Source organism: Actinoplanes sp. NPDC049802 (assembly GCF_040656595.1).
Lineage (GTDB): Bacteria > Actinomycetota > Actinomycetes > Mycobacteriales > Micromonosporaceae > Actinoplanes.
Genome location: NZ_JBFAMR010000055.1, coordinates 14,571 through 38,066, shown reverse-complemented (window position 1 = coordinate 38,066; position 23,496 = coordinate 14,571). Strand labels below are relative to the sequence as shown.

Sequence of the window (23,496 nt, the reverse complement as noted above, 5' to 3'; positions counted from 1 at the left end):
GGGCCCACCGATACCGCTCTGACCTGCGGCGTTAGCTACGGGGTCAGGTGCTGCCCGGGTGTCCCGGGACGGGACGGGACACCCGGGACGACCCCGCCTGGGCGACCGGCGCCAGCTCGCTGAGCCCGTGCGTGGAGCAGATTTCCACGGCTGCACGGAAACCGGCCTCAGCCGCGGCCGCGTCGCCCGCGACGAGGCAGGCCTCGGCGTACGAGATGAGGCTGCGCGCCAGCGAGCGAGGCTCGCCGAGCCGTTCCAGGATTCTCACCGCCTCAGCGTGCTGAGCGGCCGCCTCGGCGGGGCGGCCGAGGTGACAGAGGGCGACGGCCAGGTCGGTGAGGCTGCCCGCGGCGAACAACGGGCTGCGAGTCGACAGGTTGAGGGCGTGGGCCTGTTCGGCGAAGTCGACGGCGCTCTGCGCGTCACCTTCGCCGAGTACCGCCCGGCCGAGCACGTCGAGACACATCCGCAGGGTCTGCGGGTCGAGGCCGCGCGCCGTGTCGATGACCGCGGCCACCACCTCACGGGCTTCGGCGTGCCGTCCGAGCAGCACCAGGGTGTGGCCGAGCGCGGCGCTCGTGCGCACCCGGACCGCCGCGCCGGGCGGCTGCAACGACAGCGCCCGGCGTTGCAGACCGGCGGCGCCTTCGGGATCGTCGAGCTGGACACGGACGTCGGCGAGCTGCAGCAGAGCGAAGACCTCCCCGGTGGTGTCGCCTTGCGCGGCCATCAACGTGCGGGCCTCGTCGAGCTGCACCGCCGCCTCCCTGGCCCGGCCGAGACGGACCAGGGCCGCACCGAGCAGGTAGCGGTGCGACGCGAGCATGCGGCGGTCGCCGTTCCGGTGCGCCGCGGGCAGGCTCTCCTCGAGCCAGCGGCGCTGCGGGGCGGCGGCGCCGCGCCCCAGATTGAGCACTGATGCGAGCTGTCCGAGGCCGGCCGCCAAGCCGTCGAGTCCCCATTGCACAGCCAGCGCGAACGTCGCGGTGACGTTGGCCCACTCGGTGTCGGTCCAGGTCACCGCCGTGTCGAAGTCGGCGATCCGGGGCAGCGCGGGCGGTGGGTGCGTCACGCTGACCGGCAGTGGGACGAGGGTGCCGACCAGCTCCTTCACCGTCAGCATGCCGGTGAGGTAGTAGTCGCCGAGGCGCGCGATCGCCGCCTGCGGGTCACCCGCGGCGACGTCGGCCCGCGCGGCCTGCCGCAGCAGGTCGTGCATCCGGTAACGGCCGGCCGCCGGCTCCTGCAACAGGTGGACGTCGACCAGGTCCTCCAGCAGCGCCCGGGCGTCAGTCAGGGAGACACCGGCCAGAGCGGCGGCACCGTACGCGTCGATGTCGTCTCCCGGCACCAGTCCGAGCAGCCCGAACATCGTGCGCTGCGCGGTGTCGAGCTGCCGCAGTGACATCGCGAAGACCTCGGCGACCACCAGCTCGCCGTCCTGCAGGCGTTCCACCAGCGTGTCGATCGTCCATGCGGGCCGGTGCCGCAGCCGGGCGGCGGCCACCCGGATCGCCAGCGGCAGGTTCCCACACCGGCGCAGCACCTCGCCGACGTCTCCGGGCCGGGCTCCGCCCGCCGAGGCGGTGAACAACGCGGCGGCCTCGGCGGGTGGCAGCACGTCGAGGGAGATCGGTCGTACGCCGTCGAGCGCCACCATCCGCCGCCGACTGGTGATCAGGACGAAGGTGGCGCCGGCACCGGGCAGCAGATCGCGGACGTGGTCCTCGTCGGCGGCGTTGTCCAACAGCACCAGTGCGCGCCGCGGCACCAGTTCCGAGCGCCACAGCGCGGCCCGTTCGGTGAGTTCGTCGGGGATCCGGCCCGACGGCACCCCGAGCGCGCTCAGCAGCACCCGCAGCGCTTCGGCCGGCTCGACCGGTTTCCGGCCCGGAGTGAATCCGTGCAGGTCCAGATAGTACTGGCCGTCGGGGAAGTTCGCGGTCAGCCGGTGCGCGGCGTGCACGGCCAGCGCGGACTTGCCGACGCCGCCCATACCGTCGATCGCGACGAGCGAGCCGTCCCCGGCGGCGTCCAGCAGAGCCGCCAGTTCGGCGCGGCGCCCGGTGAAGGAGGAGACGTCGTGCGGCAGGTCGTTGCGGACCTGCGGGGCGGCGGCGACGACGGTCGGCTCGGGGCCGTCCTTGGCCCGTTCCCACAGCTCACGCAGCGGCCGCGGGTCGCGGCCGGCGACCCGGCACAGCGACACGACCGTCGGCCAGGGCGGGACGGCCTGACCGGAGAAGTAACGCGACAGCGAGGAACTGCTGACATGGATGTCGCGGGCCAGTTCGCGCAGGCTGCGCCCGGTCGCATCCCGTAGCAGCCGCAGCCGGACGGCCAGTTCCTCCCGCATCCAGACGATCCTAATCGGCTGTCAGCGGTGCTGACCGTCCCGGCGGAGCCGGATGAGCGCTACCGCCGGGACGGATCGAAAGTCAGCCGCGCTGCCAGGTACGGATGGATGTGTAGGTCACGTTTCCGAGTTTGTCGTACGCGCGAACCCGTACCTTCATGGTCTTCTTCTGTGTCCGGGTGTTGAGGGTGAGCAGGTAGCCGGCCTTGGTGTCGGTGGCCACGACCTTTCCGCCGACCAGCAGTTCGACGCGTGCGATGCCGCTGGTGTCGGTGGCTTTGACGTAGACCTTGACCGTGCCGGTGACCTTGGCGCGGTTCTTCGGCGCCTTGGTGATCGACAGCGACGGGCCCCGGTTGTCGGCGATGACGGTCCGGGTGTGGGTGCTGACGTTGCCGAGTTTGTCGGTCACGGTCCACTTCAGTGTCATGGCGCCGTTCGCCGTTCGGGTCGGGACCTTGAGCGAATACGGTGCGGTGGTGTCGCGGCCGATGTAGGTGCCGTTGCCCCACAGGTCGGCCTTCGCGATGCCTGCGGGGTCGTCGACGCTGTTCAACGTGCTGGTGAAGGTGCCGCGCACCCGGGCGCCCGCGGCGGGGCTGATCGATCTGACGGTGGGGCCGGTCGGGTCGTACGTCACGTGCTGGAACAGCGGGATGACGTTTCCCGCCTTGTCCCATACGAAGAACGTGTATCCGTATTGACCGCCGGCGTCGCGTTCGGGCGTGACGGTTGCCGTCCACTCGTCGCGGCCGGGCGTCCGAGTCATGCGCTCACCGTTGACCAGAACGTGTTCCACATCGGGGGAGGTGGCGGTGACGGCCACCCGGATCGGGCCGGCCACCATTTGGTACGGGTGGGGAGAGGTCACCGAGGCGGTCGGTTCGATGCTGTCCACACGGATTTTGACGGTGCGGTCGACGTGCAGGCCCGCGTAGTCGACGGCGCGTACGGTCACGGTCAGTTCGCCGTTGTAGTCGTCCTGCGGGTCGAGGGTCAGATACCGTGCCCAGGGCGCGGCCGGGGTGGAGTCGACGACCTCGCCCCCGACCAGCAGGTCCATCCGGTCGATGCCGTGATCGTCGGCGAGCCACACGTTCTTCACGCTTCGTGCGTCGTCGTTGATGACGGCGCCGTCAATCAGGTCCAGGTCACTTTTGAACTGGGGTGCCCGAGCGTCTTCGAGGTTGCCGAGGTCATGGACCACCCGTGCCGCGTTGAGGACCCGCGCATCGTGAGGCTCCACCGGAGTGTGGCCGACCGTGGACATCGCCGTCTCGGTCACCGCCTTGCGGATCTCCGCGGCGGTCGCCTTCGGCTGTACCGACAGCGCCAGCGCCGCTGTTCCGGAGACGAGCGCGGTCGCCGCCGACGTGCCCCTGGCGGCCTCGCGGTTGCCGTCACGGTTGATGACCCAGGCACGGTCCGGGGCCAGCACGTCGATCCATCGGTCCTCGGGCGAGTTGCGGTTCGAGCCGATCGAGGGCGCACCGTATTCGTTGATCGAGCCGACGGCCAGAACCGTGTCGAGGGCGGCCGGGTACTGCCGGGCGGTCGTCGCGGTCTGGCCGGCCGAGCCGACGACCAGGGCGCCTCGCTCCTCGGCGTGCTGAACCGCCTCCGACAACAATCGGCTCGGAGCCGGCGTGCTCAGCGACAGGTTGATGATGTCCGCACCATGGTCGGCCGCCCACACGATTCCCGCGGCGACGTCGGCTGAGGTGCCCTCGGCGGGACGGTCGGCGCGGGGGCTCAGCACGCGTACCGGCAGGATGCGGCAGGCGGAGCAGATCCCGGTGCTGCTGGGCTGGTCGGCGGTGTGTTTCCCGGCGACGAGGTTCGCCATCAGGGTGCCGTGGCCGTCCGGGTCGGAGGCGTCGGCATCGCCGTCGACGAAGTCCCGGCCGGCCGACAGCCTGCCCGAGCCGAGGCCGGGGTTGGCGCTCACCCCGGTGTCCACCACGGCGACGGTCACCGACGAACTGCCTCTGGTCCAGCTCAGGGCACTCGGGATCTGCGCCATGCTGAACCATCGGTAGTTCGCCGAAGTCGGGTGAAGGAGCGGACCGTCGGCGTAGTAGTCGGTGATGTCGACGGAGGGCGAATCGGCGTGGACCGTCGCGCCCGGCTCCGCGAACCGCACACCGGGATCAGCCTTCAGGTGGCGGAGAACCGTGTCGCGTTGCGCCGCGGGCACGTCGAGGGTGATCGCGTCGAGGCCGGTGACCCGGTTCCATCCGGTCACGGAGCCGGTGAGGCGCCCGACGACGCCGGCCGCGTTGGCACCGTCGGTGAGTCCTACATCAAGACGTACGGTCGACTCGGCCGCGGCGGCCGGGGAGACCCAGAGCCCGGTCAGCAACACGGCGATCAGGCTGGAGGAGATGGCGCGCACGGACGGCTCCCGCATCGAGATCAATGAAGATGGGGAGACTGTAGCCGCAACGGTACGGTCCCGTCACGTCGATTCCGCCGGAAATCCACGGTCACCGCTGCTCCAGGCTTTCCGGCCAGGGTGGCCACCGCTGGTGGACCTGCTGTGGCCGCCCGATCGGCGGACGCCGGGAGCGCAGCGGCCACCGACAGGATCCGGCCGAGGAGGTGGTAACGCCCCGTCGCAGGCGCCTGCGGTCACTCGTAGCAGTCCTGGGCGCGCAGTTGAAGCTGCAGCGCGACGACCTCGCCGTTGTCGATCGTGATGTTGTAGACGGCGTCGCTGTTGCCGGGCACCGCGGCGTGCCCTCGCCCTTCCGTCCCGGGCCCGGTGAAGGTGCGCCAGTCCGGGTACGCCGCCCGGACCGCCTCGGCCGGGCTGCCGAGCTCGACGCCCTGCGGCGTGGCCAGCCCCGGATAGGCGGTGATCGACGCGATGCCCAGGTCCGCGGACAGCCACACGACGGCCTCCGCGCCGCCGTACGTCAACCGGTACTCGGGGTTGCAGCCGCTGTCGTACCGCTCCCCCTCCCAGTCCGCCAACTGCGTCGCGTCCGCCTCGTCCCTGCTCATGCCGAGCTTGAGGGCACCCACACCGTCCGGTCCCAGTGTCCGCCGCGCTGACGTGGCGGCGGCGCTGGTGGGCCGGATGCCGCCGGCCGGTTCGGCGGCGCCGGTCACCCGCTCCGGCGCGGCACCGCATCCGGTGACCGGCGCCAAGGTCGCCGCCACCGCGAGCACCAGAACGGTTCGCCGCGTCATCTTGCCGCCCATGAGTTGTGCCGCGTGATCACATCAGGCCTCCCCACACGGCCGCCTACTCGTAGCAGTTCTGGTTACGCAGCTCGAGCTGCAGGTCGGTGACCTTGCCGCCGGAGATCGTGATGTTGTAGTAGGCCTTGCGGTTGCCGGGCACCTTGACCAGGCCCCGGCCCTTCATGCCGGTGTCGGTGGCACTGCGCCAGCCCGGGTACGCCTTCTTGACCGCCTTCGCCGAGCTGCCGAGTTTGATGCCCTGCGGCGTGGCCAGCCCCGGGTAGGCGGTGATCGACGCGATGCCGAGCTTCTTCGAGAGGAAGACCGGGGCGTCGGTCTTCGCGGCCTTGATCCGGTAGTCGGCGTTGCAGACCTTGTTGCGGACCTCCACCGGGCGCTTCGTCAGCAGCTTGGTCTTCTCGGCCTGGCGGCGGGTCATGCCCAGCTTCAGGGCGCCCAGCCCGTTCGGCCCGAGCACCAGCTTCTTGCCCTTCTTCGGCGCGGACGCCGCCGTCACGGTCGACGTGCCGGAATCGGCCGCCGAGGTCACCGCGCTGGAAACGGCCGCCGTCGACGCCGCGGCCGGCTCGGGACGGGCGGCCGTGCCGAAGCCGCTGAGCAGCGCCATGCCGAGGACCGCGCCAAGAACCGTCATCGTGCGTCGCATCGTGTTGCCTCTCTCGATTCCTGAGGTGCTGTCCTACGGTGCGATGCGTCCGGCGGGGGCCGAGTTCGCGAAATTCGGTAACGGCTGGATAACGGCCGATGCGGCGTCAGTGCCTCACTCACTCTTCCAGCGCCCGGCGTACCTGGTCGAGCAGCGCCGCCTCGGAGAACGGTTTCGGGATCAGCGCGATGTCGGATTCCGCGACGCCGTGTGCGGCCAGGGTGCCGTGCGCGTAACCGGACATGTAGAGCACCCGGATGTCCGGGCGCAGTTCGGCCACCAGGCCCGCCACCTGCAGGCCACTGGCGCCGGGCATCACCACGTCGGTGAGGAGCAGGTGGATGCGACCGGGGTGGCATCGCGCGCACTCGATCGCGTGTGTGGTGTCCTCGGCCACGATCACCTGGTAGCCGTTGCGGGCCAGCAGGCGCCGAACGACCTCGCGCAGCTCGGGCTCGTCCTCCACGAGCAGGACGGTCTCGTCTCCGGAGCGGTCTGCGCGGGGCTGGTCACCGGTGCTGGGCTGCGGCTGCCGGTCGGTGGCAGGCAACAGCACGGTGACGCTGGTTCCCTGCCCCGGCTCCGATTCGATCCGCACCGATCCGCCGGCCTGCGCGACCACCCCGTACACCATGGCCAGCCCGAGGCCGGTGCCCTCCGCCTTGGAGGTGAAGAACGGCTCGAACACACGGTCGAGGACATCGCTGCTCATGCCCACGCCGGTGTCGGTGACGGTGAGCCTGGCGTACCGGCCGGAGGTGAGCCCGACCTCGGCGGCCTGTGCCTGGTCGAGCGGCGCGTTCCGCAGCGAGATGGTCAGCTCGCCGCCGGGTCCCATCGCGTCACGGGCGTTGACGGCGAGGTTGAGCAACAGCTGGTCCATCTGGCCGCGGTCCACGCTCACCGGCCACAGGCCGGCGTCCCGGACCACGACCAGCTTGATCTGTTCCCCCACCGCGCGCTGGAGCAGCTGCTGTGCCTCGGTGAGCACGTCGCCGAGGCACAGCACCTCGGGCTGGGCCACATCCCGCCGGCCGAAGGCGAGCAGCTGCTGGGTGAGGCGGATGGCCCGCTCGCTGGCGCTCTGGATCTGCCCGACGTCCCGGGTGGTGCGGCGCCAGCGTTCCGGGTCGGTGTGCGCGGCGGCCGCCACGTCCTCGGCCACGAACTCGGTGCAGTTGGTGATGATCGCCAGTAGGTTGTTGAAGTCGTGCGCCACGCCGCCGGCCAGCTGCCCGAGCGCCTCGAGTCGCTGCGACTGCTGCAGCCGCCGCTCGTACTGCTCCCGCTCGGCCCGTGCCTTCGCCCGCTCCCGCTCCGCCTGCAGCTCCAGCCGATCGGTGATGTCGTGGATGAACGCGTACACCCGCTGCTGCGGGCCGTCGCCCACGCGCCAGGCGGCCAGTTCCACCGGCAGCCGCCGACCGGACCGGTGCCGTGCCGCGGTCTCGGTGCGCCGTCCCGGCGCGTCGGCCTCTCCGTCCGCCCAGGACTCGGCCAGCGGGTGCGGACCGTCCTGCCCCAGGTCGTGCGGGAATATCGTGTCCGCGAGCGGGCGTCCCACCGCTTCCGCCCGCGACCAGCCGAATACGCGTTCGGCGCTGTGGTTCCAATCCACGACCACGCCCTCGTGGTCCACGCTCACGAACGGGTCGGTCGCCGTCTCCACGATCAGCCGGCTCTGCTCCTGCTGGCGCCGCAGCTCCTCGCCGATGCGGATCCGCTCGATCGCGTGGCGGATCGACCGGGACAGCAGCTCACTGTCCACGCTGCCCTTGACGAGGTAGTCCTGGGCGCCGGCGCGCAAGCTGGCCAGCATCAGCTCCCGGTCGCGGGTGCCGGAGAGCACGACCAGGGGTACGCCGGACACCGCCCGGCGCAGATCGTCGACCGCTTCCCGCCCCTGTGCGTCCGGCAGTGACAGATCGAGCAGGACACAGTCCGCACCCTGGGTGGTCAGGTGTTCGCGGGCCGGATCGAGCCGGGTGAAGTGGCGCAGGCGGTAGTCGTCGTCGGCGTCGGCGAGTTGCTCGGCCACCAGCGCCGCGTCAGCCGGATTGTCCTCGATCAGTACGACGTCCAGCGGTGACCCGGTCATCGCCCACCGGTTCCGGGAAGACTGGCGCTCTCCATCCAGAAGGAGCCGATGGAGTGCACGACCTGGCGCAGACGCTGCACTTCGATCGGCTTGGTGATGAAGGCGTTCGCGGCCAGGCGGTAGGCGGAGTGCACGTCCTCGGGCGCCCGCGATGTCGTCAGCACCAGCACGGGTATGACGCGCAGGTTCTCATCCGGGTCGTTGCGCAGCTCGTCGAGCACCTCCAGCCCGCTACGGGCGGGCAGGTTGAGGTCGAGCAGGACGAGCTCCGGCCGCGGCGCCTCGCCGTACTCACCCTGCCTGCGCAGGAAACGCAGGGCGCGTTCACCGTCGCGGGCGACGTGCAGTTCGACGCGCGACTCCAGCTCGCCCACGAACTCCTCGATCAACGCGACGTCCGCGGCCGAGTCCTCGACCAGGAGGAGCCGCAGCGGCACCGTGGACATTCCGGCTGCAGCGCTCACCGTACGCCGGCCAGTTCTCGGCCGGGCCGGGTGGCGGGGGCCGCCGTGGCCGGGAAGGTGAGGTGGAACCGCGATCCGTCTCCGGCCTGCGATTCCACCCAGATCCGGCCACCGTAGCTTTCGACGATCTTCTTGCAGATGGCCAGGCCCATCCCCGTCCCCGGATATTCGTCGGCCGTGTGCAGGCGCTGAAAGACCACGAAGATCCGGTCGTGGTGCCGGGGATCGATGCCGATGCCGTTGTCGCTGACGGTGATGTGCCACTCCTGCCCGCCCTCGGCCGGCACTGCCCCCGCGACGATCTCCGGCGCCTGCGGGCCGCGATACTTCAGCGCGTTGCTGATCAGGTTCTGGAACAGCTGTACGGCGTGCAGCGGGGTGGCCTGTGCCGTCGGCAGGTCGCCGCGGGTGACCTGCGCGCCGGCCTCCTCGATCGCACCGCGCAGGTTCGCCACCGCCTCGTCCCAGGCGGCCGCGAGGTCGGTGGGCACCGGGCCGCTGTCGCCGCGGCCGACCCGGGAGTAGGTGAGCAGGTCGGAGATCATCCCGGACATGCGGCGGGTCCCGTCGACGGCGAACTCGATGTACCGGTGGGCGCGTTCGTCCAGCCGGTCGCCGTACCGCTGCTCGAGAAGCCCCACGAAGCTGCTGACGGTCCGCAGCGGCTCCTGCAGATCGTGGGAGGCGACGTAGGCGAACCGTTCCAGCTCACGGTTGGAGCGGGCCAGCCGGCGTTCGCTCTCCCGCAGCTGGACCGTCATCTGGCCGGCGAGTGCCACCGCCCGTTCCCGGGCGGTGCTCGTGATCCAGAACAGCCACGTCAGCAGCAGGCTGAGGAGCAGCCCCAACCCGGCGATCGTCCATGGAGCGGCCCTCTCCTGCGGCGACACCAGCGCCTCGGCCGCCCGGTAGTGGACGTCCCACCGGCGGCCCCCGACGATGACCGGAAAGGCTTCGGTGCGGTTTCCCCCGTTGGCGGACACGGCGTCGGCCCGCTCGTCGGTGTCGTAGGTGCGGGTCGCCTCGCTGAGCGGGGCCGGCTCGGGGTCGCCCGCCGGCCCTCGGTCGTAGATCTCCAGGGCGTGCCGAGACGCGTTCTGCCCGAGCACGCCGGCGAGCAGGTCGCCCATGCGAAACGCGGCGTACTCCACGCCGAGGAAGGCGGCCCGCCGCTGAGTCAACGTGCCCAGCGGCAGGCCGGGACGGTACGTCGCCAGCATGATCAGGAACCCGGTCTGGCTTGCGGTCTCCTGCACCAGCGTGACCGGGGCGGTAGCCGCCGGTTGGCCGGTGTCCCGGGTCCGCTCCAGGGCCTGCCGCCGGCTGGGTTCGCTGAGGAAGTCGAAGCCGAACGCGGGCAGGTTGCCCGTCTGCGGCTCGATGAAGCTGATCGGGGCGTACTGGAGCCGCACGCCGGGCGGGTGGATCGCGAACCTCGGGTACGGCAGGCCGGACGCGGCCGCGTCGGCGCGGACGCTCGCCTCGAAGGCCGCGGGCTTCTCCCGAACCAGCGGAGCGAAGCCGATGACCTGGACGCCGGGGTAGCGGTCGAGCACCCGCAGGGAGGCGATGTACTGGTGGAACTCCCGGCGACGGAGCTCCTCGGAGGCGCCGCGCAGCGCCCGCAGGCCGTACAGGATCTCGGTGTAGGTGCCCAGCCGGCCGTTGATCAACTGTTGGGCGGTGGCGGCCCGGTTGCGCAGTTCGGTGGCCTCGCTGTCGGCCACCGTCGCCGCGGACCAAAGCGTGGCGGACGCGGTCAGTGCCAGCGACACAGTCATGATCGCCAAGGCGGAGCGCCGCCCGCCCGCCCGGCCTGCAATCTTGTTGTTCATCAGGCGCCCGACCATCCCTGATAAAGACTGTCGAAGTGCGAATTATATCCACTTATTCGGAAGTGGGGCAGGCGAGCCGGTCAGGCCAGTGGCAGCAGCTCGCCGATGAGGTGCACGCGCAGCACGAGCTCTCTGCCGGCTTCGAGGCGGTGGCGGCCGGAACCGGCCCAGGAACCGGATGAGGCGGGGCCTGCTGTCCGACGGCCGAGGACGGCTGCCGGAAAGCGTGGAGGTGATGCCCACCACCCGTGGCGGAGCAAGCGCCTGCAATGTCCGGTCTGGCCGACAAAATGCGCCTCCAGTCCCGCAGCCCCCTTCATCCCGCCGAACGGTGTGCGTGTCATTGTGCGAATCGCCTCCCTACCGGCCTCCGGTCGGCTCGCGGGAGTCAAGGCCGGGGTCGCCCGGTCCGGCGAGGACGCGGCACCCTGTGAGCGGCGGGAGTCGCGCGGGAGGATGGAGCGAGGCATGCAACGACGGGCGCTGCTGGGTCGCGAGGCGGAGCGTCGCGCACTGGCTGCCCTGGTCGAGCAGGCCGCCTCCGGGTCGGGTGGTGCGATGGTCGTCCTCGGCGCTCCCGGGATCGGCAAGTCGGCGCTGGTCGCCGAGGCGGCAGCACTGGCCGCGCGCAGCGGGACCCGGGTGATCACGGCGGTAGGGGTGGAGTCCGAGGAGGACGTGCCCTGCGCCGGCCTGCACCAACTGGTCCATCAACTGCGCGACGGAATCGACGACCTGCCAGGGCCGCAACGTGCCGCGCTGCGCGCAGCCGTCGGGCTCGCCGACGATGCCGTGCCCGATCTCTACCTCGTCGGCTTGGCCGCGTTGACCCTGCTGTCGGACGCGGCGGTGAAAGCCCCGCTGCTGGTGGTCGTCGAGGACGCCCACTGGATGGACCGAGCCAGCCTCGATGTGCTCGGGTTCGTCGCACGGCGAATCGAGTCCGATCCCCTCGTCCTGATCGCCGTCACCCGCGGCCTCGACGACCGGCTCGGCGGTGCCGGACTGCCGGTGCTGCACCTGAACCCGCTGACGGACGAGGTGTCGAGGGAACTGCTGGACGCCGTGGCCCCCCGCTTGGGGCAGCAGGTGAGGCGGCGGCTCTTGGAGGAGGCGGCCGGGAACCCGCTGGCGCTGACCGAGCTGCCCGTCGCGCTGCGATCGGTCGGTGGGGCGTACGCGCTCACCCCGGGTCCGCTGCCGTTGACCGAACGTCTGGAACGCACCTTCGCGGCCCGGGTCTCCGGCCTGCCGGTCGACACCCGGGCGGTCCTGCTCCTCGCGGCTCTCAACGGTGACGGCACGATGGACGAGTGTTTCGCCGCCGCCGTCCGGATGCTCGGGACGGCGGTCGACGCCTCGGCCCTGGGACCGGCGGTCGCTGCGGGGCTGGTGGAGCCCTGGGGAAAGGAGTTCCGGCATCCGCTCGTCCGCTCGGCGATGCACCACGCTGCGACCGCCGCGGAACGACAGGCCGCGCACGCCGCTCTCGCCGCCGTGCTCCAGGGGCAGCCCGACCGGCAGGCGTGGCACCGCGCCGCGGCCACCGCCGGCCCCGACGAGCTCGCGGCGCGGGACCTGGACCGCACTGCCGGCAGGGCACTGCGGCGGGGCGGAGTCGCCGCGGCTCTGGCCGCGCTACGGCGGGCCGCTGAGCTGACCGCGGACCCGTCCGCTCGCGCGGACCGGCTGCTCCGCGCGGCGGAGCTCGCCTTGGAGTCGGGCCAGTCCGCGGTCGTCGCGGACCTGCTGGCCCAGGCCGGCTCGCTGGACCTCACGATCCGGGACCAGGGTCGTGCGTCCTGGGTGGGCATCGTTCGGGGTCAGTGGGCGCAAGGCGAGGGCTCCGCGACCGCCGAGCTGGCCGAGCTGGCCGTCGAGATAGCCGCCGGTGAGCCTCTGCTGGGTCTTCGCATGCTGTGGGGCGCCATCCTGCACTGCTACTACGGAGAGCTCGGGCCTGTCGCGCGGCAACGGGTCGCCGCGGCCGCCGACCGGATGCCCGTTGACGCCGGCAACTCCTACCTGGTGGCCCTGCGGGCGTACTGCGCGCCGGTCGAACGTGGACGAGCCGTTCTGGAGTCCCTGGCCGGTCAGCTGGAGCGTTCGTCCGAGGACGCCGAAGGGGACCAGCTCCTGGGAGGGGCCGCGGTGACGGTGGGCGCTCCCGCCCTGGCGATTCGGCTGACGGCGAGGTCGCTGGACGCCTTGCGGGCGCAAGGCCGGCTGTCGCTGCTGGCCCGCGCACTCTGCGCCCTGGCGGGCAGCGCCACGCGGCTCGGTGACGTGCGCGCTGGTCACCTCGCTGCCGAGGAAGCCGCTGATCTGGCCCGAGAGACCGGTCAGCCTCTCGTGCACGCGATGGTGCACGCCATCCGCGCGCAGCTGGCCGCCGTCTGCGGCGATGCGGAGGCGGAGGCGTGGGCGGCGTCGGCGGAACGTGCGGCCCTCCCCGGAGGGGTGCGCCCGGTGCTGGCCATCGTGCAGTCGGCCCGCGGGCAGGCAGCCCTGTGCCAGGGCCGGTACGGTGACGCGTTCGGGCACCTGCGTCGCGTCTTCGACCCGGCCGACCCCGCCTTCCATCCCTGGCTGCGCTTCTACGCGGTCGCCGAACTGGTCGAGGCGGCCGTACGCAGCGAGTCCACGGAGGCGGCACGGGACATACTCGAGGAACTGACCCCACTCGGAGAGCTGGCGCCTTCGCCCGCTCTGCTCTGCGGGCTGCGCCTCGCTCGTGCCCTGCTGAGCCCACCGGACGTCGCCGAGCCGCTCTACCGGGCGGCCCTCGACGCCGTTCCTGTCGACTGGCCGTTCGAGCGGGCGCGGGTGCACCTCGCCTTGGGCGAGTGGCTGCGGCGGCACCGGCGGCCCGCGGAATCCCGCGTCGTCCTGCAGGCGGCGCGCGAGGTGTTCGACGCCCTCGGCGCGTCAGCGTGGTCGGAGCGTGCACGCCAGGAGTTGCGCGCCGCGGGTGCGTCGTCCCCTCGCCAGGACCCGGCCGCGGTCGACCAGCTGACCTCGACCGAGCTGCATGTCGCCCAGCTCGCCGCGCAGGGTCTGACGAACCGGGAGATCGGCGAGCGGCTGTACGTCTCGCCCCGAACGGTGAGCACCCACCTCCAGCGCATGTTCCCCAAACTGGGTGTGACCACCCGCGGCGAGCTCGCAGCGGTGCTGGCGGCACGATGACGTACGCCGAAGACGTCATTCGCCCGACGCGGTCGATCCTCCCGATTCCTAGGTTGGTGCCATGCCCGGTTCGCACCCGGCGAACGGGCGGAAAGGCACACCATGGGAACCATCACCGTCGGTACCGAGGGCTCGACCGATATCGAGCTCTACTACGAGGACCACGGCTCCGGCCAGCCGGTCGTCCTGATCCACGGCTACCCGTTGGACGGGCAGTCCTGGGAGAAGCAGACCGATGCGCTGGTCAAGGCCGGCTATCGGGTCATCACCTACGACCGCCGGGGCTTCGGCCGGTCCAGCAAGACCATGACGGGCTACGACTACGACACCTTCGCCGGCGACCTGAACACCGTCCTGACGCAGCTCGACCTGCGGGACGTCGTCCTCGTCGGCTTCTCGATGGGCTCCGGTGAGGTCGCCCGCTACCTCGGCACCTACGGCTCGGAACGGGTGGCCAAGGCCGCGTTCCTCGGTGCGCTCCAGCCGTTCCTGCTCCAGACGGAGGACAACCCCACCGGCGTGCCGCAGAGCGTCTTCGACGGCATCGCCGAACAAGCCGAGGCCGACCGCTACGCCTGGTACGAAAACTTCTTCATCGACTTCTTCAACACCGACGAGACGCTCGGGTCCCGGCTCAGCGAGGCCGCGCTGCGAGCGAACTGGGCCACCGCCATCGGCTCGGCACCCGTGGCAGCGTACGCGTGCGTGCCGGCGTGGCTGACGGATTTCCGGGCCGACGTGGAGCGCATCGACGTGCCATCGCTGATCCTGCACGGCACCGCCGACCGCATCCTGCCCATCGACGCCACCGCCCGGGAGTTCCGCCGCCGCCTGCCCGGCGCGCGCTACGTCGAGATCGAGGGCGCTCCGCACGGCCTGCTGCTCACCCATGCGGCCGAGGTCAACGCCGCCCTCATCGCCTTCCTCGCCAACTGAGAGCCCGGACATGCACACGCTCATGCACCGCTTCACCGTACGCATCACCGCGCTGCTCACCGCGCTCGTCGTTGCCGCCGGGCTCGCCCTGTTCGGCACGTCCAACGCGGTAGCCGGCCCGCCGGCAGCGCCGAAGCCGACCATCGTCCTCGTCCACGGCGCCTTCGCGGACGGCGCCGGCTGGGCACCCGTCATCGAGCGCCTGCAGCGGCGCGGTTTCACCGCTGTCGCGGTGGCCAACCCCCTCCGCGGAGTCCGCGAAGACGCCGACGCCCTCGACGCTCGCCTCGCCGGCATCGACGGGCCCGTAGTCCTCGTCGGTCACTCCTACGGCGGTGCCGTCATCACCAACGTGAAAGCACGTTCCCCGAAGATCAAGGCGCTGGTGTACGTCGCCGCCTTCGCCCCCGCCGACGGTGAGGCCGCCGCACAGCTCGCCGGGAAGTATCCCGGAAGCACGCTGGGGGTGACGCTGGCGCCGGTCGCGCTGCCGGACGGATCGAACGATCTCTACATCAAGCCCTCGCTCTTCCGGCAGCAGTTCGCCGCCGACGTCCCGGCGCGACAGGCTGCCCTCATGGCGAGCACTCAGCGCCCCATCCGGGATACGGCGCTGGGCGAAGCGTCCGGCAAGCCCGCTTGGGCGAATATCCCCTCGTGGTTCCTGCTGGCCGGCGCCGACAACAACATCCCCCTGCGGGCGCAGAAGTTCATGGCCGAGCGGGCCGGCTCCCGCGGCACCGTGACCGTCGAGGAAGCCTCGCACGCCGTGGCGGTCTCGCGTCCGGACACGGTCGTCAAGCTCATCGTCCGCGCCGCCGACTGACCCGCCCCGGGCCCCCGCGGATTCCGGTCGCGCCCGACTGCAGCGACCTCGTCACGGGGGCCCGGGGTGCGTACGCGGTCTTGTATCAACGTGGCCAGATCTGCGCCGGCCTCTTCCAAGTCGATGTGGTGGCAGGCGCGGCGAGGGAACAGCCGATGCACCGGAAAGCGCAAGAGTCGCCGGCAGCGGATGGCGTGGCCGGCGACGTGGGTGACCTGGTGCCGGTCGCCGGCGCCCACCTCCGGATCTGAACGTCAGAGGTTCGGGCGGATGAGGCTTCCGGCACCCACAGGGGGTGTCAGGGCACGTCCTGTGACAGGACCACCAGGTCACCGGCGAGGCGGTGCGCGCGCGCCGTGGCCCGGAACGGGACCGGATCACCGAGGTACGCCACCAGGCACTGCTGCGCCCGCCGGGCCGTCCGGGTGCCCTCGACCAGGGTCGCCAGCACCTCGTACGGCAGCGGGTCCGCCCGGGTGGGCACCTCGCCGTCCAGCCCGGCGGCCCGGTGCGTGCCGGCCATGGCGTCCAGCAGATGGGTGACCTGGCCGGTGTACGCCGCGAGCGCCCCCGCGACCGCGTCCCCGCCGTCGCCACGCTGCAGCGCCGAGGCCAGCAGTTGCGAGCCGTCGCGCAGCCCCCGGGTGCCGGGGACGGCCCGCCGCAGGCCGGTCTCCAGCGCGGCAAGGGCGTCCCGGAAGAAGTCGGTGGGCGGAAGGCGCAAGCCCCGGCTGATGATCACGAAGGACACCGCGAGGCCGTCCCGGCCGGACATCGCCTCCACCGCGCTCGTCGGGACGGCGACCGCGAACCAGGACAGCCGTCCGCGACGCCCGGAGCGCCCGGCCGGGAACCGGGTCGCGGTGGCGTCGGCGGCGGCCGCCGCGGCCGCCGCCCGCGTCTGTTCGAGCAGGTCCGGGTCGATCCCGGCGGTCTCCCCGGCCACGATCTGGAACTGCGCTGCCCCGCTGAAGGCGTAGACCAGCGCGTGTGCCGCCCGGAAGCCGCTCACAGCTTGATCACCCCCTGCAGCTTCTTGGTGACCGTGTCGATGCCCCAGCCCTCGGTGGCGCTGCCGATCACGAACTGGTACGGCACCCCCTTGTCCCGGCACACCGAATCCAGCAGCCTGGCGTGCTCGCGGAACGCCGCGGTCACCTTCTGCCGGGCGCCGGTCGCCGTGGAATCGGTCGGCGCCACCGCGCTCACCAGGTCGAACTTGCTGACGAAGAAGACCACCAGGTCGGGCCGCCGGTATTTGTCGGCGGACCCGATGATGCCGCGCGGCAGGCTCATGTAGCCCTCCTGCCGTTTGATGAACGCGTCGTCGAAATCGCCCGGCGTGCTCACCCGGTTGTCGCCGGAGACGGGTGACGCGACCACGACGAGCACCAGTTTCTGCCTCTTCCGGTTCCGCCGGATCCCCATCTCGTCGAGGACCACCCACGGCTCGGAGCCGGCGGTGTCGGTGACCGCCGGATAGAGGGTGTAGGTGCCGAACGGGATCGGGTCGAGCTTCGCCGGCACGCTTCTGCCGACCGACGGCCGTAGGCCGGACGGTGCGGTGCCGTCCTTCATCGCCCGCCACAGGCCGGACTTGCCGGCGCTGGGCGCCCCGGCGAGCAGCACCCGGACCTTGCGGCGGTCGCGACGAGACACGTACCAGCCGAGCCCGGTGATGCCGAACCCGATGGCGAGCACCACGCCGAGCGCGTCCAGCCAGTTGCCCGCCAACCAGGTCCGGACCTTCGGCCAGGTGTCCGACGGTGTCTCGCCCTGGCCCGCGGCGGCGGGACCGGCCGACGCGGAGGCGCTCGGCTTCGGCGCCTGCTGCTGGGCCTCCTGCTCCTCGGGGGTGCCCTTCCCGGGAAGCAGGGTCGCGCAACCCTGCCGCAGCAGGCTGATCCGGATGTTCCCGTTCGGGCTCCAGTAGTAGTAGAAGGCACATGCCGGGTCGATCCGCATGTCGGAGACGTCGACCTCGGCCGGGTCGCCGGAAGGCGCCACCAGGGTGTATCTCAGCTTCCCGGTCTTCGGGTCGTAGTAGACCACCGTCCGCCGCTCCACGTCGGTCCGCGAGGTGGGCTGCGGGGTCGGCGCCTCGGCGATCGCCGGCGCGGCCGTGACGAGCGCGGACAGCAACACGACCAGCGCGGCCGCGGCGGCGTGCTGCAGGGTTCGCGTCATCGGCACCGGCCACCCCGGTTCGTGGTCGTAGAGCACCAGATCACGGTGGCAAGATCGCTCCATCGTGTACATGGGCTGATCGGTCCACGGCACCGGCCGTCATGGACGGTACGGGGCGCAAGCCGCCCCCGATGGGCACCGGTACGCCTGCCGAACCCGCTCCCCGCGCCGGACCCTCGCGCCCGGTCCGGCCCGGCCGAGCCGGAGTCGCCCTGCACAGGGACCGCGCCCGGGGACCATGCCGTCTGCTTGCATGGGAAGGCGCAGCGTCTCGCCGGGCTCAGACCGTCGCTCGAGCCCACCGGCATGACCGTGACATCCTTTGGACCGTGAGGCCTAGGTGCTCCCTTTATGTGGACGTCGGTTACCTGCTCAGCGCCGCGGCCGTCCGGGTGACGGGAACGTCGCTGCGCAACGGCATTCAGGTCGACTACGAGTCGCTGGTCGACGAACTCGTTCAGCAGGCCGAGAAACTGTCGGAACTGCCGGTGCTGCGAGTGCACTGGTACGACTCCGCGAGAGACGGCGTGCCCGACACTCAACAGCAGTTCATCGGTGAGCTGTCCAACGTCAAGTTGCGTCTCGGCCGGTTCGGTGTGGAAGGCCAGCAGAAAGGCGTCGACCTGCGAATCGGCCTCGATCTCGTAACGCACGCACGTAACGGAGTCTCGGAGGTCTTCTTCCTCGTCTCGGGCGACGATGATCTGACCGAGGCCGTCGAGGAGGCTCAAGTTCACGGTGTGCAGGTTTTCCTGCTCGCCGTTCCCAGCGCCGATGACAGGCCGCACGGAATCAGCCGGCATCTGATTCGGGCAGCCGATGGTCTCAAGATCCTCTTTCCGGAGATCATCGACCGGACGGTGACGAAGGTGGAGATGCCTCCGATGGTGGTGGCATCGAAAGCCGGCCGACCGCAAGCCGACGCCATACCCATGAGCCTGGACGGGCGGGGAGACTCGGACCCGTTCCACCCGCCGGCCACGTACCCGTCCGGCACGTCCATCGACAGCGAACAAATCGACTCGGTGGTCAACGGAGTCCTGACGACCTTCCGCAAGTCTGCCAGTGCGGAGGAACTGGCGGCACTCGCGGCCGGCAAGCCATCGATTCCCCGGGACATCGACAAAGCACTACTGACCGATCTGTCGGATCGTCTCGGTGAGATCGACCTCAACGAAGCGGTCCGGCACAAACTCCGGGCGCAGTTCTGGGCGAAGTACGACGAGGCCTACGGGCAGTAGGCCGGCAGCCCACCGGGTGGTCGCTCGCGCTCGCTGATCCGGCGGCCGGGCCGGCGTGTGACGAAATTTTCCAGGCCGGGGCGTTGACTGCATCTCACGGCCACCGAGGCCGGGAAATGGAGTGAAGTCCCATGTTCAACGCCCCCGTGATGATCAGCAACGCCGTCCTCTCCACCGGTACGGACGGGCAGAAGCGGCGCCGGAACCGGCGGTCCGCCGGTGCTGTGCTGACCGCGGTGCTCGGGTCGGCACTCGTCATGATCACCCCCGCTTCGGCGAGCGCGACCTCGACGCCGACCTCCGTCAAGGTGAAGGACGCCGCGAATGACGTCCTGAAGAACTGGTCCTCGAACACCCACCACAAGGCTGACCTCGACCTGCGTGCGGTCTCCGCGGCCACCAAGGGCGGCAACGTCACTTTGACCGTACGCGTCGCCGATCTGAAGCCCGCTCACCTCAAAGAGCAGGTGCGCGACGGATGGCATTCGATTCCCACGACCATCTCCGCGTTCGTCTACTTCGGCAATCTGCGCTGGCAGGTCACCTACGGTTCGTTCGGTCAGGCCTCCGCCGACGCGATGAACCTGAAGGACGTCAACAAGCAGATTCCGAACCCGTGCCTGAACCCGGACTCGACGAGCCGTATCCGGCAGAAGGCGGACTACGCCAAGAACACGGTCGTGTTCACCGTTCCGGTCGACTGCATGCCGCGCACCTCGCGTACCGCCCGGGTGAACGGAATGACCTTCTGGGAGGCGGGCGCGAAACGCGTCCGGATGTGGGACGACTTCCACCCCAACGGTGACTACCGCAAGGGCGACGTCCGCTCGAAGCCGTTCCGCTACCGCTGATCCGCCGAGCCGGAAATGCCACCGGTTCGCGGGCGGGTCGATGTCCGCGCCGGTGGTGACCTTTCCATTCCCGTACGCCGTGAAGCGTGGACGGCGCAGTGGGCAGGCGACCGGATTTTTCCGAACATGGATGTGTACTACTGATCGCCCGGCGGGTCGGGCGAGCGGCGTAGAGGGAGTAGCAGGGGTGGATCTGAAGGAAGCACGGGAACTCGCGGTAGGCCTGATGACCCGGCACGGGCTCACCGACTGGAGGCTGGTGTACGACGACGCCAGGACCCGTGCCGGAGTGTGCCGTCCGGACCGCAAGGTGATCGGCCTGTCCCGCGTGCTGGTCGGCCTGTACTCGCCCGAGCAGGTGACCGAGACGGTGCTGCACGAGATCGCACATGCCCTGGTCGGGCCCGGTCACGGCCACGATGCGGTGTGGCGTGCGGAGGCGCTGCGGATCGGCTGTTCCGGTGCCCGCTGCGTAGCCGAGGACGTACCCCGGGTCGAGGGGAACTGGGTGGGTGTCTGCTCGGCCGGGCACCGGGTGACGGCTCACCGCAGGCCCGTGCGTGTCCGCTCGTGTCCCGACTGCTCTCCGGCATTCGACGCCTCCGCACTGTACGAGTGGACGTACCGGGGAAACCCGGCGCCGATGCACCCGAACTATGTGGCCGAGTTGGCGCGGATCCGGAACCGCACGACAAAGCCCGCCGCCGAACCGGTGCCGGCGAGCGCAGCCGATGCCACGTCACGGTTGCGGGCCGGCGACCGGGTACTGGTGAAAGGCGGAGGCAGGTACGGCGGCCTCACCGGGACTCTCGTGAAACGGGGACGGACCCGGTTTCACGTGCAGACGGACGTGGGGGTCCTGGGCGTCCCGTTCGCCATGGTGGAACCGGTCACCACGGCGCCGACGTCTCCCCGGGACGGAAACGGATCCCGGTAACCCCGGCTCCGGCCGAGTGAAGCCTGCTGCTGCGAGTGCCCGGCCCTCGTGTTCGAGCCGCGAGAGCGGTGTCGAGCACGGGAGCCGGGCACGTGGTGTGGTCGGGTCGGGCGTTCTTCGGCGGAGTCCGCCGCGGGCCGGTGGTTCCGCGTCGCGGCGCCGGCCCGCGGCGGTCACCAGGCGTCGATGGCGGTACCGGTGCCCGCGCACTTGTCGGCGAGATACACCCAGCCGAGTACGCCGCCGATGTTGCGCGGGTGACGGCTGAACAGGCCGCCGGCGGTGCCTTCGACCTGGTCGAGGACGGTGAGGATCCCGGTCATCGTCTCGGGCGGGAACGAGCAGAGCACGCCGGGCGCCTTGCGGTCGGCGGCGGCGGTCAGTGCGGGGTAGCCGTAGCCGGTGTCGCGCAGGTCGCCGAAGATCCGGGCCGGCCACGGTTCGGAGGTGACCTGGTCGGCGATCAGGTGCCAGCGGGTCCGGCCGGGCATGAGGGTGCCGTAGACGAACACGGCCGGGATGCATTCGCCCGGGCTCGGATACTCCGGTACGGGCACGGTGTCGCCGATCGGCTCCGGAACCGTTGCGTCACCGGTGTGACCTTCCCCGGACGGGACCGCGGCGAGGGTCCGCGGCACCGGGCGGCCGTCGACGAGCAGCGGGTGACGTTCCGGGCGGGCGCCGACGTAGGCGGCGGGGCGCGGCACCCGGGCGCCGTTCTCCAGCACCACCCGGCCGGTGTGCAGCGTCTGCAACGTGTACCAGCCGCCGCGCCGGCCTTCGACGACGTCGAGGACCCTCAGATCGGCGGGGGTGGCCATGGTGACGACCGCGGTCTCGGTGTGCTTCGGTACGGAGGCCAGCGTGACCGGGGCACCACCGGTGCACCGGACGGATGCCAGGCCCTCCATCTCGCAGGCGAGGTTGACCGCCGGCAGGGGGGTCATGTTCGCCAGAACCTTGCCCGGGCAGGCGTTGGATCCGTAACTGAGCACCGGTACCCGGCCGGCGAGCGGGGCGGCGCCCTGCCCGGTCAGCCAGGTGTCCAGGCACACCCGGCTGTTCGGCGCGGCGACGACGGCCCAGCCGCTGGGCATGGCTTCGTCGGGCACGACCGGCCAGCACCGTTCGTCTTGGTCGATCACCCAGGAGCCCACCGGGCGGGTGCCGGGGTACGGGTCGACGGCGTAGTCCGTGGCGGACTGCCCGGGAAACACCCGGCCGGTTCCCGCCGCCGCGACGGCGGGCTTCCAGCCGAGGAGTTCCCCGGCGATGCTCATCGCCTCGGTGAGACCATCGATCCCCTCGCCGAGGCGTAGCCCCACGTGAGCGACATGCCAGATGTCCGGGCAGCCCCACCATTCGTCGTCGTCGGGCAGCGGAAGCAGTTCGCCGTCGCAGTCGCGGACGGCGTACTCCCAGCAGCCGTCGCGGGCATCGTCATCCTCGGGGTCCCAGTCGTAGAGCGGAACCGCGATCACCCGGCGGCCGTCACCCCCGAGCACCTCGGCCGAGGCGAAACCGCCGTAGTCGCCGATCTCGACGGTGAGGCCGGCGTCGCGCATCGCGTCGGCAACCATGCGGGCCACCTGCCGCTGCACGGCCCCGGCGTCGTCCGCGTCCGTGAAGTCCTGGTGAGAGGCGGGGGTGTCGGCCATGGGTCTACTCCGTTCGTTGTGGCCCGGCGGCCACGTGACAGGTAGTAGACCCGCCACCCCGGAATAAAATGATCAGGACACCGGCGGCTCTTCGTCGTACGTCTCGGTGGGCATGCCGTCATCGATGGCGGCCAGGTGGCGGCCCCAGGCCCGTAGTTTGCGTTCGATGCGGCTCAGCCGGATCTCCGTCGACGGGTCGACGGTTTCGAGCCGGCGGTGCTCGGCTATCAGTTCCAGCCGTTCGGCCACCTCCGCCCGGCTGTATCCGAACAGCCCGAGCAGAGCCGTTCCGGTCTGCGCGAAGGGGGAGCCGTGTCTCGCGTTCTGTTCGAGCACGAGCAGGCTGCGGTCGTCGTCGGTCGTCTCCAGGGTGACGTGACCGGTGTTCCCGGTGTTGAGTCCGTCGTATACCTGGATGAGCCAGTTCCGGGCTCGCCGTTCGCCGATGCCGAAGTAGTCGATGATTTCCTCGACGGTCAACGAGCCGTCGTTCTCCTCCAGCAGCCGCAACAAGCGCAGGGCGTCGTCGACGGTCGTGTTGCCGCGTTCCACCCGGTCCGTGGGCGGGGATGTGGGGCCCACCGGGAAGCCGCCGGTGGGGCTGCCCGCTGACCTTCTGCGGGCGATGCGGGCCTGCCGGACCCGGCGGAGTGTGTCGAGTTCCTCCCAGTCCATCCAGAACTTCTCGTCCTTCTGCGGGTATTCGGCCCGGCGGGTTCCCCACGTGGGTGGCTGCGTTCGGAGCGGCACCCGTTCGATCAGTCCGCGGGCCTGGAGGGCGGCCTTGTCGTGGTTCAGCATGCGAATCACGTTCACGGCGTACTTGCCTTCAAGCTTTCCGTAGCCGTCGACCTTCTCCATCAGCAAGTTGTCGGTGAAGGTCTCATATCGGTGTGAGTGGGCGTCACCGGTCAGAATCCTCAACAACGCGATCACCCGTTTGATCGGTGCGGACGGCGCCCGGCCCTCCTTCAACGTCCTCTTGCTCTTCCTCTCGGCGGGGGAGACGGCGTCGCTGGCTGGCACGGCTGGAACTCCTGAGGTCGAAGAACGCGTCATGTC

The 23,496-nt window shown here is 70.8% G+C and carries 17 protein-coding genes; 6 read left to right on the top strand and 11 right to left on the bottom strand.

Annotation, left to right across the window (positions count from 1 at the left end; genetic code table 11):
* Positions 1-43: 43 nt before the first annotated feature.
* The 7 genes from AB0I88_RS29820 to AB0I88_RS29790 all read right to left on the bottom strand — a co-directional run bounded on the left by AB0I88_RS29820 (position 44) and on the right by AB0I88_RS29790 (position 10,555).
* Positions 44-2,356 carry a helix-turn-helix domain-containing protein gene (locus AB0I88_RS29820; RefSeq protein WP_361031879.1) on the bottom strand — a complete coding sequence of 771 codons (2,313 nt, stop codon included), beginning with the start codon at positions 2,354-2,356 and terminating at the stop codon, positions 44-46.
* Positions 2,357-2,438: 82 nt separating this feature from the next.
* Positions 2,439-4,766 carry a S8 family serine peptidase gene (locus AB0I88_RS29815; RefSeq protein WP_361031876.1) on the bottom strand — a complete coding sequence of 776 codons (2,328 nt, stop codon included), beginning with the start codon at positions 4,764-4,766 and terminating at the stop codon, positions 2,439-2,441.
* A 221-nt stretch (positions 4,767-4,987) separates the two neighbouring features.
* Positions 4,988-5,551 carry a hypothetical protein gene (locus AB0I88_RS29810; protein ID WP_361031873.1) on the bottom strand — a complete coding sequence of 188 codons (564 nt, stop codon included), beginning with the start codon at positions 5,549-5,551 and terminating at the stop codon, positions 4,988-4,990.
* 55 nt (positions 5,552-5,606) lie between these two features.
* The gene (locus AB0I88_RS29805) at positions 5,607-6,200 is read right to left on the bottom strand and encodes a hypothetical protein (RefSeq protein ID WP_361031870.1); all 594 of its coding nucleotides are present in this window, start codon (positions 6,198-6,200) and stop codon (positions 5,607-5,609) included.
* A 130-nt stretch (positions 6,201-6,330) separates the two neighbouring features.
* Entirely contained in the window at positions 6,331-8,310 is a 1,980-nt protein-coding gene (locus AB0I88_RS29800) for a response regulator (RefSeq protein ID WP_361031867.1), read from the bottom strand.
* Positions 8,307-8,756, bottom strand: coding sequence for a response regulator (locus tag AB0I88_RS29795; protein ID WP_361031864.1), 450 nt, complete (start codon positions 8,754-8,756; stop codon positions 8,307-8,309). Before AB0I88_RS29795 ends, AB0I88_RS29800 begins: the two co-directional genes overlap by 4 nt.
* A 14-nt stretch (positions 8,757-8,770) precedes the next feature.
* Positions 8,771-10,555, bottom strand: coding sequence for a CHASE domain-containing protein (locus tag AB0I88_RS29790; protein WP_361031861.1), 1,785 nt, complete (start codon positions 10,553-10,555; stop codon positions 8,771-8,773).
* A gap of 522 nt (positions 10,556-11,077) precedes the next feature.
* Between AB0I88_RS29790 and AB0I88_RS29785 the strand changes: the two genes are divergently transcribed.
* From AB0I88_RS29785 to AB0I88_RS29775, 3 genes are all read left to right on the top strand, one after another.
* Positions 11,078-13,798 (top strand): AAA family ATPase, encoded by a 2,721-nt coding sequence (locus AB0I88_RS29785; protein ID WP_361031858.1) that lies wholly within the window; start codon positions 11,078-11,080, stop codon positions 13,796-13,798.
* 102 nt (positions 13,799-13,900) lie between these two features.
* A complete protein-coding gene (locus AB0I88_RS29780) occupies positions 13,901-14,734 on the top strand; it encodes an alpha/beta hydrolase (RefSeq protein ID WP_361031855.1) in 834 nt (277 codons plus the stop codon).
* Between the two features lie 10 nt (positions 14,735-14,744).
* Positions 14,745-15,560, top strand: a complete 816-nt coding sequence (locus AB0I88_RS29775) for an alpha/beta hydrolase (RefSeq protein ID WP_361031852.1) — start codon at positions 14,745-14,747, stop codon at positions 15,558-15,560.
* 298 nt (positions 15,561-15,858) lie between these two features.
* Here AB0I88_RS29775 and AB0I88_RS29770 read toward each other — a convergent pair whose 3' ends face one another.
* Both AB0I88_RS29770 and AB0I88_RS29765 read right to left on the bottom strand, forming a co-directional pair.
* Complete coding sequence (locus AB0I88_RS29770; protein ID WP_361031849.1) at positions 15,859-16,572, bottom strand: hypothetical protein; 714 nt, start codon at positions 16,570-16,572, stop codon at positions 15,859-15,861.
* Positions 16,569-17,747, bottom strand: a complete 1,179-nt coding sequence (locus AB0I88_RS29765; RefSeq protein WP_361031846.1) for a GTPase domain-containing protein — start codon at positions 17,745-17,747, stop codon at positions 16,569-16,571. Before AB0I88_RS29765 ends, AB0I88_RS29770 begins: the two co-directional genes overlap by 4 nt.
* Positions 17,748-18,100: 353 nt before the next feature.
* On the opposite strand from AB0I88_RS29765, the gene AB0I88_RS29760 reads away from it, so the two are divergent.
* The 3 genes from AB0I88_RS29760 to AB0I88_RS29750 all read left to right on the top strand — a co-directional run bounded on the left by AB0I88_RS29760 (position 18,101) and on the right by AB0I88_RS29750 (position 20,776).
* Positions 18,101-18,988, top strand: a complete 888-nt coding sequence (locus AB0I88_RS29760) for an NYN domain-containing protein (RefSeq protein WP_361031843.1) — start codon at positions 18,101-18,103, stop codon at positions 18,986-18,988.
* Between the two features lie 131 nt (positions 18,989-19,119).
* Positions 19,120-19,839: a hypothetical protein gene (locus tag AB0I88_RS29755; protein WP_361031840.1), complete on the top strand. Its 720-nt coding sequence runs from the start codon at positions 19,120-19,122 to the stop codon at positions 19,837-19,839.
* Between the two features lie 187 nt (positions 19,840-20,026).
* Positions 20,027-20,776 (top strand): SprT-like domain-containing protein, encoded by a 750-nt coding sequence (locus AB0I88_RS29750; RefSeq protein ID WP_361031837.1) that lies wholly within the window; start codon positions 20,027-20,029, stop codon positions 20,774-20,776.
* A 173-nt stretch (positions 20,777-20,949) separates the two neighbouring features.
* On the opposite strand, the gene AB0I88_RS29745 is transcribed toward AB0I88_RS29750, so the two are convergent.
* Together AB0I88_RS29745 and AB0I88_RS29740 are read right to left on the bottom strand one after the other, a co-directional pair.
* Entirely contained in the window at positions 20,950-22,434 is a 1,485-nt protein-coding gene (locus tag AB0I88_RS29745) for a gamma-glutamylcyclotransferase family protein (RefSeq protein WP_361031834.1), read from the bottom strand.
* 72 nt (positions 22,435-22,506) lie between these two features.
* The gene (locus AB0I88_RS29740) at positions 22,507-23,460 is read right to left on the bottom strand and encodes a hypothetical protein (RefSeq protein ID WP_361031832.1); all 954 of its coding nucleotides are present in this window, start codon (positions 23,458-23,460) and stop codon (positions 22,507-22,509) included.
* Positions 23,461-23,496: the final 36 nt, after the last annotated feature.

Excerpts from the sequence above, each read along its gene's own strand:
- AB0I88_RS29820 (WP_361031879.1), bottom strand. The coding sequence starts at position 2,356 with ATGCGGGAGGAACTGGCCGTCCGGCTGCGGCTGCTACGGGATGCGACC.
- AB0I88_RS29815 (WP_361031876.1), bottom strand. The coding sequence starts at position 4,766 with ATGCGGGAGCCGTCCGTGCGCGCCATCTCCTCCAGCCTGATCGCCGTG.
- AB0I88_RS29810 (WP_361031873.1), bottom strand. The coding sequence starts at position 5,551 with ATGACGCGGCGAACCGTTCTGGTGCTCGCGGTGGCGGCGACCTTGGCG.
- AB0I88_RS29805 (WP_361031870.1), bottom strand. The coding sequence starts at position 6,200 with ATGACGGTTCTTGGCGCGGTCCTCGGCATGGCGCTGCTCAGCGGCTTC.
- AB0I88_RS29800 (WP_361031867.1), bottom strand. The coding sequence starts at position 8,310 with ATGACCGGGTCACCGCTGGACGTCGTACTGATCGAGGACAATCCGGCT.
- AB0I88_RS29795 (WP_361031864.1), bottom strand. The coding sequence starts at position 8,756 with ATGTCCACGGTGCCGCTGCGGCTCCTCCTGGTCGAGGACTCGGCCGCG.
- AB0I88_RS29790 (WP_361031861.1), bottom strand. The coding sequence starts at position 10,555 with ATGACTGTGTCGCTGGCACTGACCGCGTCCGCCACGCTTTGGTCCGCG.
- AB0I88_RS29785 (WP_361031858.1), top strand. The coding sequence starts at position 11,078 with ATGCAACGACGGGCGCTGCTGGGTCGCGAGGCGGAGCGTCGCGCACTG.
- AB0I88_RS29780 (WP_361031855.1), top strand. The coding sequence starts at position 13,901 with ATGGGAACCATCACCGTCGGTACCGAGGGCTCGACCGATATCGAGCTC.
- AB0I88_RS29775 (WP_361031852.1), top strand. The coding sequence starts at position 14,745 with ATGCACACGCTCATGCACCGCTTCACCGTACGCATCACCGCGCTGCTC.
- AB0I88_RS29765 (WP_361031846.1), bottom strand. The coding sequence starts at position 17,747 with ATGACGCGAACCCTGCAGCACGCCGCCGCGGCCGCGCTGGTCGTGTTG.
- AB0I88_RS29755 (WP_361031840.1), top strand. The coding sequence starts at position 19,120 with ATGTTCAACGCCCCCGTGATGATCAGCAACGCCGTCCTCTCCACCGGT.
- AB0I88_RS29745 (WP_361031834.1), bottom strand. The coding sequence starts at position 22,434 with ATGGCCGACACCCCCGCCTCTCACCAGGACTTCACGGACGCGGACGAC.